The organism is Mongoliitalea lutea (assembly GCF_014652135.1).
Lineage (GTDB): Bacteria > Bacteroidota > Bacteroidia > Cytophagales > Cyclobacteriaceae > Mongoliitalea > Mongoliitalea lutea.
This window is the reverse complement of the sequence record NZ_BMYF01000001.1, coordinates 135,606-150,589: the sequence shown is the minus strand read 5'-3', so window position 1 is coordinate 150,589 and position 14,984 is coordinate 135,606. Positions and strand designations below refer to the sequence as shown.

The 14,984-nt window shown below is 39.5% G+C and carries 11 protein-coding genes; 9 read left to right on the top strand and 2 right to left on the bottom strand.

Annotation, left to right across the window (positions count from 1 at the left end; genetic code table 11):
- Positions 1 to 458 precede the first annotated feature (458 nt).
- The 8 genes from IE080_RS19705 to IE080_RS00590 all read left to right on the top strand — a co-directional run bounded on the left by IE080_RS19705 (position 459) and on the right by IE080_RS00590 (position 9,497).
- Positions 459 to 566, top strand: a complete 108-nt coding sequence (locus tag IE080_RS19705; RefSeq protein WP_373295116.1) for an ORF6N domain-containing protein — start codon at positions 459 to 461, stop codon at positions 564 to 566.
- Positions 567 to 580: 14 nt separating this feature from the next.
- Positions 581 to 1,501, top strand: a complete 921-nt coding sequence (locus IE080_RS00620; protein ID WP_189578386.1) for an ORF6N domain-containing protein — start codon at positions 581 to 583, stop codon at positions 1,499 to 1,501.
- Entirely contained in the window at positions 1,498 to 1,740 is a 243-nt protein-coding gene (locus tag IE080_RS00615) for a hypothetical protein (protein WP_189578384.1), read from the top strand. Before IE080_RS00620 ends, IE080_RS00615 begins: the two co-directional genes overlap by 4 nt.
- 101 nt (positions 1,741 to 1,841) lie before the next feature.
- Positions 1,842 to 2,840, top strand: a complete 999-nt coding sequence (locus tag IE080_RS00610) for a virulence RhuM family protein (RefSeq protein ID WP_189578383.1) — start codon at positions 1,842 to 1,844, stop codon at positions 2,838 to 2,840.
- Positions 2,841 to 3,133: 293 nt separating this feature from the next.
- Complete coding sequence (locus IE080_RS00605; RefSeq protein WP_229800437.1) at positions 3,134 to 5,590, top strand: FtsX-like permease family protein; 2,457 nt, start codon at positions 3,134 to 3,136, stop codon at positions 5,588 to 5,590.
- 478 nt (positions 5,591 to 6,068) lie between these two features.
- Entirely contained in the window at positions 6,069 to 6,743 is a 675-nt protein-coding gene (locus IE080_RS00600; protein WP_189578379.1) for an ABC transporter ATP-binding protein, read from the top strand.
- Positions 6,740 to 8,068 (top strand): TolC family protein, encoded by a 1,329-nt coding sequence (locus IE080_RS00595; RefSeq protein WP_189578377.1) that lies wholly within the window; start codon positions 6,740 to 6,742, stop codon positions 8,066 to 8,068. Before IE080_RS00600 ends, IE080_RS00595 begins: the two co-directional genes overlap by 4 nt.
- Before the next feature lie 256 nt (positions 8,069 to 8,324).
- Entirely contained in the window at positions 8,325 to 9,497 is a 1,173-nt protein-coding gene (locus tag IE080_RS00590) for an acyloxyacyl hydrolase (protein WP_189578375.1), read from the top strand.
- A 52-nt stretch (positions 9,498 to 9,549) separates the two neighbouring features.
- On the opposite strand, the gene IE080_RS00585 is transcribed toward IE080_RS00590, so the two are convergent.
- Complete coding sequence (locus IE080_RS00585; protein WP_189578373.1) at positions 9,550 to 11,103, bottom strand: ArnT family glycosyltransferase; 1,554 nt, start codon at positions 11,101 to 11,103, stop codon at positions 9,550 to 9,552.
- A 127-nt stretch (positions 11,104 to 11,230) separates the two neighbouring features.
- A complete protein-coding gene (locus IE080_RS00580; protein WP_189578371.1) occupies positions 11,231 to 12,208 on the bottom strand; it encodes a M23 family metallopeptidase in 978 nt (325 codons plus the stop codon).
- A 121-nt stretch (positions 12,209 to 12,329) separates the two neighbouring features.
- Between IE080_RS00580 and alaS the strand changes: the two genes are divergently transcribed.
- Positions 12,330 to 14,966, top strand: a complete 2,637-nt coding sequence (alaS, locus tag IE080_RS00575) for an alanine--tRNA ligase (RefSeq protein WP_189578370.1) — start codon at positions 12,330 to 12,332, stop codon at positions 14,964 to 14,966.
- Positions 14,967 to 14,984 lie beyond the last annotated feature (18 nt).

Here is a 14,984-nt window from a genome sequence, read left to right as displayed (position 1 = left end):
AATGCCTCAAATTTCTTCATTTTGGCTGTTTTTAGCTTGGCACGAGGATGGCTTTATCACCAGCGAATTCCATTTGCCCTGATGCAAACTAATACCCTGATCAGTGTGTTTTTTTGTTTGTTGATGGGGCGATTTCAGAGTAGGATAGGAAAAATATGAAAATCTTTTTACGCTAAATGCTCCATTACAACTAAATTCATTATTTTTAGAATTGTTGGAAAAGCGTTGAATGAAGGAAAGGGTAGGGCTTTTTTTTATAGCTTGTCCTGTTAGATGAAGGGCTTACTTCAAGGCTCGGAGAACTAAGCAATCGTACATCAAGCGAATGAGCTTTTTGCTAATGTTGACTGCGTAAATGAATTTTGAAATACACAAAGACAGAATACAGTATCAATGGCCAAAAGACAGAAAAAAGAAAAATCGATTGAAGATACTTGTTAATGAAGTAGCCAAAAAGACTGAACGAACAAGTAAAAAGAAACAGTATAAGATTTCCTGCGCATTTCAGATTTCATTTATCGGATACCAAGAAAAATGAACTGGTCGCAAATTGCGACCGGTTTTAAAATTTTATTAGTTTATGGGTACAGAACTAGTTAGATATGAATTAATCAAAGTTGAGGATTTAATATTTATCATTCGTGGTGTTCAGGTGATGTTTGACCGGGATTTGGCAGAAATGTATCAAGTTGAAACGCGAATATTAAATCAAGCGGTAAAAAGAAATATTAATCGGTTTCCGGAAAAATTTAGATTTCAGTTAACCGAAAATGAGATTGAAGACTTGAGGTCACAATTTGTGACTTCTAATTCAAAATCACAATTTGTGACCTTGAAAATTTCAGGAACTCAACAAGGAAAAAACTTAAAATATTTGCCCTATGCTTTTACAGAGCAAGGTGTTGCCATGCTCTCAGCTGTATTGAGAAGTGAAAAAGCCATAATGGTCAGCATACAAATTATGAATGCCTTTGTAGAAATGAGAAAAGTATTGGCTCATCATACAGGGTTATTGCAACGTGTAGAAAGCATAGAAACCAAACTGCAACTGAACGACCAACATTTTGAGAAAATCTTTACTGCTTTGGAACAAGGGAAGCCTGCCATTAAACAAGATATCTTTTTTAAAGGACAAATATTTGATGCTTATAGTTTTGTGATTGACCTGATTAAAAAAGCACAATCCTCACTTATTATTATAGATAATTACATAGACATAAGCATTTTGGAAATGTTATCCGAAAAATCAAATAACGTTGGTGTTACCATTATAACCCCAAAAAGCACACCCATCAAAGCTTTGGATATAGAAAAGTTCAATGCCCAATATGGGAAATTAGAAATAAAACACAGCCAAGACTTTCACGACCGATTTTTAATCATAGACCATAAGGAGCTGTATCGTATTGGAGCTTCATTAAAAGATTTGGGCAAGAAATGCTTCGCCTTTTCGGTGATTGAGGATAAAACGTTACTTAAAAACTTAATCAGCAAGATATGAGCCAGAACTATAAACCACTTGGGAATTACACTCAACCAGTCTCAGGACGAAACAGTGATTTGGAGGACTTGCCTTTGGTGGGTTTAAGTATTCAGAAGAAATTTGTCCCTTCTATTGCCCATACCATTGGAACGGATATGTCCACTTACAGGATAATCGAGAGAAATCAGTTTGCTTATGGTCCTGTAACTTCAAGAAATGGAGAAAAAATCACGTTAGCACTTCAAACAAGAAAATGAAAGAAAAATATACAAATTGTAAAATACCTTTCGACAATAACCAAATAAAAACTAACCGGTGCAGCAAAAGTATTAGCTAACACCTTAAAATGGAACATTGTATGACTAGCGATATCCTCATATACCAGAACCAGGACGGTAACATCAAAATAGATGTTCGCTTGCAAGAAGAAACCGTTTGGCTTACGCAGGCGCAAATGGGGCAATTATTTGGCAAGGACAAGCGCACCATCAGCGAGCATATCAGCAATATCTACAGTGAGGGTGAATTGGAGAAAATTTCAACTGTCCGGAAATTCCGGACAGTTCAAACCGAAGGCACTCGAAAGGTGGAGCGAGAACTTGACCACTTTAATTTAGACGTTATCATTTCAGTTGGCTACAGAGTCAAATCACAACAAGGTACACAATTCCGCATTTGGGCTACCCAACGACTCAAGGAATACATCATCAAAGGCTTTACGCTCAATGACGACCGTTTTAAGAGTGGCAGTTCAATGAATTATTTCAACGAATTGCAGGAACGCATTCGGGAAATACGACTATCGGAGCGTTTTTTCTATCAAAAAATCAAAGACATCTACACCACAAGCATTGACTACGATCCAACGGATGAGAAGACCATTGAATTTTTCAAAATTGTACAAAATAAACTCCTTTGGGCCATCAGTCAGCAAACAGCAGCCGAACTGGTCTATCGTAGAGTTGATGCTAATCTTCCCCTGTTGGGTATGCAATCTTACGACAAGAAAGGCACAACTTCTATCAAAAAATCAGAGGTAAGCATTGCCAAAAATTACTTAAATGAAGATGAAATGAAGCTTTTAGGCTTGTTGGTGGAACAATATTTGGCTTTTGCTGAAACCATGGCCCAGCAGCAAACGCCCATGTATATGAAAGATTGGATTCAACGGTTGGATAGTATATTGCAGTTGAATGGCAGGGAGTTATTAACACATGCGGGAAAAATCAGCCATGAGATGGCTTTAAAAAAATCAACGGATGAATTTGAAAAATATAAGATTTCCCAAAAAGCGATTGAGAAAGAACAAAGTTTAAAAGAGATAGAGGAAGATATTAAAAAGTTGAAGAAGTCTTGAACTATGATTTTCAAATGATGGAATGAAAACTATGATTGACGAAAAATATAAGCACTCTGAGTTAACAGGTAAAATAATTGGCTGTGCTATGGAAGTACACAAATATTTGGGAAATGGATTTTTGTCAAAAGCTATATGCAAGGGGTGAGTTGAAATTGCTAATTTTTTAAAGCTTGATATATGACCTTAAGCGTCTTCGTCCGACAGCGGTCAAAAGTGTTCGCTAGATTTCCTCAGGGAATTCAAAAAGCCTTCAATAGGGCCATAGAAGCCGTTTTTTAATTGGTACGAACTTGGCAATTCAGCTGATACTGTGTAATTTTCATTTCTTAGCTGCCATGATCAAAAACTACATTACCATCGCTTTTCGGACCATCCTTCGCAATAAGGTGCGAACATTGATTCATGTCTTGGGATTATCCCTCGGAATTGGGATTTGTTTGCTGATTTTTCAGGTAGTGCTTCATGCCTATAGTTTTGATACCTTTCATCCAAATGGCGATCGGATATATCGAATACACTCAGTTTCTGAGTGGCAACCAGGCGAAAAGTTTGAATCCGCGGGTTCTTCAGGTCCATTGGGAGAGGTTATTGACGAGGAACTCTCTAGTATCGAAGCCAAAGCCAGACTGTATGCGCTGTACGAAACCACCGTCATTGTACCGGAGCAGCAGCGCTTTATTGGAAAATCCAATCGGGTGGCTTTTGCGGATCCAGGTTTTTTTGAAGTCTTCCCTAGGGAATGGTTGGCTGGTAATCCCGCCACTGCCTTAACCACCCCCAATCAATGTGTGATCACAGCATCTAGCATGGCTAGCTATTTTCCGGGCTACCAAGCCATCGATGTGCTGGGCAAGGAAATGCTATGGATAGATGCTGGAGACTCCATTGTCGCCTACGTTACAGGAGTGGTGAAGGATTTCGAAAAGCCCACGGATTTTATTTTTACTGATTTTATCTCTTTCAGCAGCATAGCGCATGCAGATAAAAATGAATGGTACGGCCTCCACAGCTGGACTAACCTCAATTCCTCCAACCAACTCTTTGTCAAAGTGAGAGAAGGGGTTTCAAAGGATGAATTAAATGAAGGATTGAAGTTGTTGGCTGGCAAATATGTAGACACAGAAAATGATGATTCTCGCTATGAAGCTAGGGCTTTAAAGGAAATGCATTTTACCGAGAATTATGATGATACGGTAGTTTCAAAGGATTTGCTGAATGGATTGGTGTACATTGGGCTGATTATTTTGCTACTTGCCTGCCTCAATTTTATCAATTTGGAGACTGCTCTTGCCATTCGTCGATCCAAGGAAGTAGGCATTCGTAAATCCCTGGGTTCAGATAGAAAGCAACTGATTTTCCAGTTTTTGAGCGAAACCTTCCTGCTTGTATTACTTTCCTCCTTGGTAGGCTTGCTCTTCTCTAACTTGACCTATCAGTTCTTTTCATCCTATTTACCAGAAACCTTCACTTTTGATCCTTACCAATGGAGCTCAATTGGCTTTTTGTTGGGGATTGTGGTAGTGATCACCCTTTTGTCAGGCTTGTATCCATCTTTTGTTTTGTCAACCTATCAACCCCAGCGGGCGCTCAAAGGGGAAGTCCAGGCGTCCTCTAACAGAGGCTTTGGACCCTTTTTACGTAAAAATTTGACCGTGATTCAATTTACAGCTTCGATTGCATTCATATGCATGGTGTTGGTATTGCGCTCGCAAATGCAATACATCAGTTCCCAGCCTTTAGGCTTTGAAAAAGATGCCGTAATGTATACCCAGTTGCCATTTATGGGTTCTCCCGAAACCAAGCAGCAATTGGCCTACCGTATGCAGCAAGAAAGCTATGTGGCTTCGGCCAGTCTGAGCAATGCGCTGGTTTCCTCCAATAGTCTCTGGACTTCCGATGCCTATTTTAAGACAGATACTGTTGAGCAAACCCTGTATGTTCACATGATGAATGTGGATTCGGCATTCGTTGAGGCCAATGGACTAAGGTTACTTGCCGGAAGAAAAGCGAGTAACCAAAAAGATGAGATTTTGGTCAATGAAAGATTTTTGCAAAAAGTTGGTATTTCTGATCCTTCGGAGGCCATAGGAAGACAGCTCCGAACTGGAGCAGAGCCAAGGAAGATCGTAGGGGTATTGAATAACTTCAATGCCAGAAATCTTCGGGAAGAGATTCTTCCCATGGTCGTGATTTATCAGCCGGATTATTATTACCTGTTAACTGTAAAAATTCAACCGAATCAAAACCTAGCCATAGCCAAGCAGCAACTTCAGGCCCTAGTCAAAGAAGTGTATCCTTACGAAACAGGGGAGTTTGAATTTATCGACGAGGTGGTCAAAGGCTTCTATCAAGCAGACGAGCAGATTCAGGGCATTTTAACCTTTGCTTCCGGTATTGCAATTTTGATTTCAATTCTTGGCTTATTTGGGCTTTCCTCCTTCACCATTGAGCAGCGAACCAAAGAGGTAAGCATTCGGAAAGTGTTGGGGGCAAGTATAGGCAGTATCCTAATGCTGATCAGTAAACAGTATATTGCCTTGATCGCTACAGCGACCTGTCTAGCCATCGTCCCAGCATACTACTTCAGTAATCAATGGCTACAGGATTTTGCCTACCGAATCTCCATGCCATATCATATTTTTTTAATTGTTGGGATAGCCGTCTTGGTTTTGGCATTGGGAGTTGTCTTGATCCACTCCATGGGAATTGCTAAAACTAATCCAGCGAAGGTGTTGAAGAGTGAGTGATAGGGAAGGATGAAGGATGAGGGATGAATGACAGAAGAAAGAAAGCGCGCAGAATGCACAGAAAGCGCGGAAAAATATGCAGATACATGTCTCGTTACGACGGTCAATCGATTAATCATGTTTTTAAACCCATGGTGAAATTAGACTCTATAATTTCAGACCTCGAAGAGGTCACATGTTTATAGTAATTTGTGTTCCTAGTTGCCATACGACACCCTACGGGGTCGCACATCTCCGAAGACGGATGGATTCTATAAACATATGATCCCTTTGGGATCTGGTTTGGGAATTTAGAATTAGAGATGAAGATCTGAGATTTTCAAATATTATTTCACATAACTTTTTTTTGTCCGTAGGCGGACGAAGTTGTTCGAATCAAATTACCAAAAATCAATCAAAAAGGCCTCAAATTCGATATTTTGGAGCCTTTTTTATGGCATAGGAATGGAAGGTAGGAGTGGAGACAATTTAAAATAGAATGATACAGCTAAGTAACATAGACAAATTTATAGAAGGAAGATTTCAACGGTCTTTCATTTTGAAAGGCATCAACCTTACCATTTCTTCTGGTGATTTTGTCACGCTTATGGGACCTTCAGGGGCTGGGAAATCTAGTCTGCTGAATATTATTGGACTCTTAGATGAAGACTTTGAAGGGGAATATCTTTTTGAAAATCAACTTATCCAAACGATGAAGAGCAAGCAGAAGTCGGCACTTCACAAGTCGGAGTTTGGCCACATTTTTCAAGCGTATCATCTGATCGATGAGCTGACTGTTTTTGAAAATATTGAAACACCGCTTCTCTACAGAAATGTGGGAACTGCCGAGCGCAAAAGCATCATTGCGGAATTATTGGATCGCTTTCAGATGGTGGCTAAAAAAGACTTATTTCCAGAGCAGCTATCTGGAGGACAGCAACAGATGGTAGGAATAGCACGGGCCATAGCAGGTAAACCACGCGTACTGCTAGCGGATGAACCTACGGGGAATCTCCATTCTACCCAAGCCAAAGAAATTATGGAGGTTTTCCGTGAATTGAACAACGAAGGTACCACCATCATTCAAGCGACCCATGCGAGGGAAAATGCAGATTATGGCAACCGATTGGTGGAAATGGTCGATGGACGAATTGAAAAGCAACTAGCCTTATGAGACGATATATATTGATTTTAATCTTGTTTTTCGGATGGTGTTCAGTTGCAATTGCTCAGCAAGAGGTTTCGTTGACATTTGAGGAGGCTGTAGCCATCGCGCTAACCAAACAAATAGATTTTCAAAAACTCCAAAATCAACAAGATGTCCTCCGGATGGAACGATTGAATGCCCAATTGGGCTATCTTCCAAGATTGACAGCCAATAGTGCAGCGTTTAGACAAGTTGGTCAACAATTTCAACAGGTAGAAGGGGAACTCATTGTCACCAATGAAATTAACTCTATTGTCACGGGAGGGCTCAATGCCTCGGCTCCTGTCTTTAACGGATTTCGTCAGCATCAATTAAGCAAAGCCACCAGGAATTTTGAAGAGGCAGGATTACTGGGATTGGAAAGGGGTAGACAAGAGGTATTCAATTCCGTTGCTCAACAGTATTTGCAAACATTACTCAGTGAGGAATTAGTGAAAATCTCTAAAGAAAATTTGGCCATTCAGCAAGCACAGTTGGAGCAGATACAAGGTTTTTTGGATGCAGGCTTGCGGACGATAGCAGATCTCTACAACCAGCAATCAGAGGTTGCCAGACTTCAAGCAGTACTCGTAGATGCCGAATTGCAGTGGGAACGCGATAGATGGCTAATGGCTGAAATCCTTCAATTGGACAAGGAGGTTATTCCAGTATTAGCACCAATCAATTTGGAGGTTTATGAACAGCAATGGCTAAGTCTTCCTTTGGAGGACTTGTATCAAGAGGCTAGGCTTGGCAGGAGAGATTTACAGCAACAACATAAGTTAGTAGAAGCTCAGCAACGCATGCTGGCAGTTTCCAGAGCTGAATTTTATCCTCAACTCAATGCCTTTTTCAATTACAGTACCTTCTTTACAAGTTTGGATGAGCGCACCTTCAGTAATCAGTTTTTCACTATTTTTCCTCAGCGCTCGTTTGGGTTGAATTTGTCTATACCCATATTCACAAATTTTGACAACCGCTTACATGTGACACGCTCAAAGGTGAATTTGAAGAATCAGCAACTTGATCTACATGCCATCGAGCGGGTGATTTCGCAGGAAGTCAAATTGGCCTATCAAGGCTTAAAAGCTGCTGTCAAGCGCATGGAAGCCACCACCATCCAATTAGAAGCTGCTAAAGAAGCTCATTTGGCAATCACAGAGCGTTTTCGATTGGGGCTAAGTAATTTTGTTGACCTAGCCCAGGCTAACCAACAATTGGTAACTGCACAATCTGACCATGCTCAAGCTAGATACACCCTATACTTTCAGGAGTTGCAGGTAAAGTTTGCTATAGGAGAGGAGCTGGATTAAAAAACTTAAATGATCTTCTATCCCTTATATGGTTCCCTAATTTTAACCATATAAGAAAGATAAGGAAAGGATCAAAAAACTAACATTACACTAATGAATAATCTATCTTTTACTTTTAATGAATGACTTTAACAAAAGATTACGTTGTTAAAAATGGAGAAGGAACGCGATTTTTTTGTATTTTCATCAAAAAAAAACTGAACCCTAATGAAAAGGTGAAATCTTAAGTTAATTGGAATCGTATAGATAAGCTATTATGCTGACAGTAATTGTGTTTTGTTTATTTTTTGTTTGTGATGGCTTTCAATACGGAAATTCAACTGAAAAAAGTGACTCCCTGTCAGAAGTTAAAGGCTATTATCCAAATGATTCTCTGATGCGCTCTTTACCCAAATACAGAAAAGACTTTTCTGTATTAATGGAACGAGGGCCGCTGATTCATGCCAATACTGATTGGGGTAGAGAAGTTCGCAGTACATTTGATTATAAGGCGGTTGATATACGATTAGGGTTCAAGCGAACAGAACCAACGTTATATAATCATCTCTACCGAAATCCAACTTTTGGAATAGGTTTGTATAGTGCTACTTTTCAAAGTGAGTTTTTGGGCCAGCCTCATGCTATTTATGCATTTGCAGATATACCATTTAAGCGTAAAATTCTCAAGGATCAAATGAGTTTTCGATATTTTGCATCAGTAGGTGTAGGATTTAATTTTACACCTTTTGATGAGGAGGATAATCCTTTGAATCAATTTATAGGCTCCTATGAAAATATCTATACCCATTTTGGTCTTACAAGTGCTTATAGGATAAATTCAGGTCTTTTTATAGATGCATCTATTGGGTTGAAACATTTTTCAAATGGCTCTCTTCGCAAACCAAATACAGGACTAAATATCATTCCTTTTACCATTGGACTTAGGAGTATATTGAACGAAAGGTATCATACGGCGACCTATACGCAAGCTATTCCAAACTTTCAGTTACAGCCCCAATGGAATTTTATGATTAGTGCAGGAGGGAAAAATTATACTACGGGAGAAGGGCAATATCCCAAGCTTGCCATAGGTATACAGCGAGTGTGGCAATGGGATTATAAGTTCAGGATGGGTATCGGTGCTGACATGTTTTACTCAGGCGCTGCAGAACGTCGATTGGACCGAACACAAGTGTCTTTTGAAGACAGAGCTTCATTTGGTATTGTGGGGATATGGGAATGGGTATTGACTCCTCACCTGTATGTGCCAATTGGAATAGGTGCCTATATGCACAGAAATATCCATAACGAGGAAATAACTTGGTATTATTCCCGCTTGGGTTTAAGGTATCGATTGACCAATGGAATTTCGGCAGGCTTATCCATTAAAGCGCATCGATTAAAAGCTGATTTTTTCGAATGGACACTCGCTTATACTTTATTTAATTAGATCAACAAAAATCATGGATTATCTTTTTTGATTTACTATTCGCTTTTTTAATTTAAGGATTTTCAAATCTCCAAATTTCGACCCATTTATCCTGTGATAGGAGCGTTGATCTGTAATTTCTTTGCTGTAATGCATGTTGAAGTCCATCCCAATCCTCTTGCTCCAAAGGATAGGCATGCTTATAAAAATTATAGATAAATATGTCCATACTCTTAGGTGGGTGTTGCATTAGCGCTTCCCAGTTTTTTAACGAATGGACGTTACCAGCACTTGAATTAGTTAACAATACCTCGTTACTAAATACCAAAAAGTCATTTGCCAGTTTTAAATCGGCTGATGATGATTCAGCAAATATGCGGTATGCTTCTTTCAAATGAGGATAGTTTTTGTTTTGATAGTGATACAGGCTGCTAGCCATTCCAGGTAAAAAAAGCCATAGGAGAATACCCCATTTTGCTTTTGGTAAGTACAAAATTAGGAGCATAAAGATGGCCAAAGAACTGTAAAAAGAAAGGAGCATAAAAGAATTCCATGATAAAATAGCAGCAAAAACAAAGCTAAATGCAAAGAAAATCAAATTAGATCTCTGAAGTAAAACACAAGGTATAGAGTATGCGATCAGCCAAGCCAACAAGGGAATTAGGATAATTAAATGTCTTGGATTAAGGTATAATGGATTGTAAAATTCAAGGGTTGAACTCATGAACCAAAATCCAGTAAATAAACAAACGACTGCCCAAGAGATGATTTTTTGGGTGTCATCTGTTCCTTTGATCCCATGCAAAAGTGCTGGAAAGGCACCAATCATGTATGGCCAAAAAGAGCGCTCGATAAAGGTTAGAATGGGGACGTAAGTCAATCGCTGGAGTATTGCTTTCCACCCTTTGTCATGATAAGTATACTCAGAAATGTAATGTCCTTCATTGACTGATGAAAATCGAAATAACCAATTGCCATTATAAATGTGATAATAACCAAAATAACCTAGCAAAAGAATGATGGAGCAGGCGAAAAAGACCTGGTAAAAGCACTTTGAATTATTCGTTTTCCAATCTTTGGCTAGCAAAAATAGCGGCATGGGGAGCAAGAAAACTATGGTTTCTTTTGTTGAAAAACCTATCAAAAAAGATGCAGCCATAAGAATTCCTGCTAATTTAGGTCGCTCATGCCTCCGAATAGCTGACCACAAAATAACTGTAATAAACAAAAGAAGTACACTGTCAGGATAAACCTTATGGATGAAATACATAAAATATACTTGGCCAACATATAGTAAACTAAATCCTAATCGCTGCTGACTCTTGTTCAATAATGAGAATAAAATACTGTATGTGAGGATATAACTGGTCAAAGATGCAGTTGCAGCTATTCGTTCGTTGAATCCAAAAGTATGGGTTAATAATCCAGAAAAAATATATGTACCCCATCGGTCAGCGAAGTGTGTGGGATAGGGGAAGGCCTTTCCTTCCCAAAATAATTTTCCAAATTCCATGTAGACCACATCATCCGAAAAAGTGATTCCATCAAATGAAAAATACCAGTATCCGATTAGATACAAGATAGTACAGCCATAGATGAATTGATTCTTGGACTTTTCTGAATGCATACGGATTTATCGATTCCCACTTTAAATATTCAAAAGTCTATTTGTTTTTTTACCACCCTCCATCTAGATTAAGGAGGGTGGTAATACTTTAAAATGAAAGATACTAATCTATTTGATCATTAGTATTTTAACTCAACGATTGATTTTCCTTGTTCGCCAATTCCAAGATTTTATCATATTCCTCTGGCGTAAGGTCTTTGAAGAAGTAGTTGACAGGATTTACATAGCGGCCATCTTTGATTACTTCATAATGCACATGTGGGGCAGTGGATGAACCTGTATTTCCGACAGTTCCAATTTGATCTCCTCTTTTGATTTTTTGACCTTTGCGAACAGCAAAATCATTCATATGGGCATACCGACTGACAAAACCAAATCCATGATCGATTTCTATGTATTTCCCATAGCCTCCAAACTCTGTTTTGACTTCTTTTACCACTCCGTCTCCAGTTGCATAAATCGGGGTTCCGATAGGGGCGGTAAAGTCAACACCTGTATGCATTTTCATCACTTTCAAAATCGGGTGTAATCGCATACCAAAACCAGAAGCTAATTTCCCCAATTCTTCATTGAGAATAGGTTGAATAGCTGGGATAGATGCCCAGTACTCTTCTTTTTTCAATGCTAAATCCGTGACCTCCTCAAAGCTGTACGACTGCACATATAATTTTCTCTTGAGTAAATCTATTTTCTCCATCAAACGTACCAGTAATTTTTCTTGGTCAAGTCCTTTATTTCTGATATCCCGATAGCGATCTGTACCTCCAATTCCCGCATTTCTTACTTCTGTCGGAATTGGTTCTGATTCAAAAATTACCCGGTACAGATTATCATCCCGCTCTTGAAGATCTGCCAACATTTCGTTCATGTTTTTTAGATCATCTTCCATTAATTGAAAATATCGCTTGAGTTCTTGGTTCTCTCGTTTTAACAGGAGTTCTTTTGGGCTATCAAAATAATAGGTAAATACCAGCAAAATAAATGCAGATAAAAGAGACGCTAAAGCCAAAAAACCGAGGGAGTTTAGGAAAATATCCCATTTGCTGCGCGTATAGCGTTCATATTTGCAGGTTTTAGGGTCGTAGTAATATTTTATTCTACTCATTACAATTTGCGGGGTAAATATTCTAATTTTGTAGCCCTTAAGGCTTTTGAGGGTGAATCATCAACAAGGGCCGTAAATATACAAAGTAAATCTTATAATCCGAACATAGTCAAAAGCTTACATGGAAGCCAAAAAAATTAGAAGCACCTTCATTGAATTTTTTCAATCAAAACAGCATCAATTTGTTCCTTCTTCACCGATAGTTGTCAAGAACGATCCGACTCTGATGTTTACCAATGCAGGGATGAATCAGTTCAAAGATTATTTCTTGGGTAATGATACACCCAAAGCAACACGTGTAGCCAACAGTCAGAAATGTTTGCGTGTATCCGGTAAGCACAATGACCTAGAGGAAGTAGGCGTGGATACCTACCATCATACCATGTTTGAGATGTTGGGCAACTGGTCTTTTGGAGATTACTTTAAAAAAGATGCCATCGAATGGGCTTGGGAATTGCTAACAGAGGTTTACCAATTGCCCAAAGATAGACTATACGTTTCCGTATTTGGAGGAGATGCTGGTGACCAATTGGAGAAGGACACCGAAGCATTCGATTTTTGGAAAGCGATCGTTCCTGAGAATAGAATCATCTTCGGAAGTAAAAAGGATAACTTCTGGGAGATGGGGGATACAGGTCCTTGTGGTCCTTGTTCGGAGATTCACATTGACTTGCGTACGGATGAGGAACGTGCCTTAGTAGATGGCTACGCTTTGGTTAACAATGACCATCCACAGGTGATTGAAATCTGGAACTTGGTATTTATGCAATTCAATAGGCTTTCTGATGGAAGCTTGAAAGAATTACCAGCCAAGCATGTGGATACGGGTATGGGTTTTGAGCGATTGGTGAGAGCTATCCAAGGAAAATCCTCCAATTATGATACGGATGTATTTGTACCTTTTATAAGCTACTTGGAGGAAAAGTCAGGCAAAAGCTATGGTAAAGATGAGAAAATAGACATTGCCATGCGCGTAATTGTGGATCACATTCGGGCTATTTCTTTCACCATTGCTGATGGACAATTGCCATCTAATAATAAAGCTGGTTACGTAATCCGAAGAATTTTAAGAAGAGCAGTACGCTATGGCTACACCTTCTTAGGTTTCCAAACACCTTTTTTACATGAGCTCTTACCTTTGTTGGCAGCTAATTTTGGGGATATTTTCCCTGAAGTTGCCCAACAGCAGGAATTTATTGCCCGTGTGATCAAAGAAGAAGAAGCTTCATTCCTACGTACCTTGGATAATGGTCTGAAAATGTTGGATCAGATTAAGGTGGACTTGCAAGCAAAAGGAGATGCAGTTATTCCTGGAAAAACAGCCTTTGAATTATACGATACTTATGGTTTTCCCTTGGACTTGACCTCCCTAATTGCCCGTGAAAATGGGCTGTCTGTAGATCAGGCTGGATTCACACAAGAGATGGAAGTTCAGAAAACCCGTTCAAGAGCAGCGGCTGAACAGGAGACAGGGGATTGGGTACTTGTTGGAGAAGAAGAGGGAGTGGAGTTTGTTGGGTATGACTATACAGAAGCAAGTTCAACTATCGTAAAGTATAGAAAGATTACCGATAAAAAGGGTGATCGATACCAAGTTGTCTTAGACAAAACACCTTTCTATGCAGAAAGTGGAGGTCAGGTTGGGGATCAAGGTACTTTGACTTATGGTCAAGAGGTCATTAAGGTATTGGACACGAAGAAAGAGAATGACTTGATTGTTCATTTTGTGGATAAAATCCCTTCCAATCCATCCGCTACTTTTGATGCCAAAGTTGATGTGCAAAGAAGAGGGTTGATCATGAATAACCACTCGGCTACGCACTTACTCCATGCAGCATTGAAGCAGGTACTTGGCGATCACGTGCAGCAAAAAGGCTCATTGGTCAATGATGAAATCTTGCGTTTTGACTTTTCTCATTTTGCAAAATTGACGGATGAGGAGCTTGCGCAAGTGGAGCAGATTGTCAACGAGAAAATCCGTGCTAACATCGTCTTGAATGAGCAAAGAAATGTACCTATTGAGGAAGCTAGGAATCAAGGTGCTACTGCATTGTTTGGAGAAAAATATGGAGACTTTGTGCGCGTAATCACTTTTGATCCAAATTTCTCTGTAGAGCTTTGTGGAGGGATACATGTGAAAAGTACAGGCTTGATTGGTTTGTGCAAGATTGTATCTGAAGGCTCGATTTCAGCGGGTGTCCGAAGAATAGAAGCGATCACCTCTCAAGCTGCAGAAGCCTATTACCGTGAGCATGTTGCTATGGTAAAGGAATTGCAGGAGCTTATGAAAAATCCGCGTGATTTGAAAAAATCCATTGAGGCTCTATTGGCCGAGCGTAATGAGCTGAAAAAGGAGTTGGAGCAATTACATGCTGAAAAAGCTGGTAATGTTAAAGCGGAGCTTTTAGCCAATGTACTGAAAGCTGGAGATATTCAGGTGGTTTTAGGGCAAGTAAAGTTACCTCATGCTGATGCTTTGAAGAAACTTGCTTTTGAGTTGAAAAATGAGTTGGAACAGCCATTTATTGTACTGGCAGCAGATATTGACGGGAAACCTCAAGTGGCTGTAGCCCTACATGAAGCATTGATTGAAAGTAAAGGATTGAATGCAGGCGCTATTGTGAGAGAATTGGCGAAAGAGATCCAAGGTGGTGGAGGAGGGCAGCCTTTCTTTGCTACTGCTGGTGGGAAAGATATGAGCGGTCTTTCGAAGGTATTGGAAAAGGCGAAAGGCTATTTTGCCAACCTTTCAGCTTAATAATTTGGTTTTACTTAA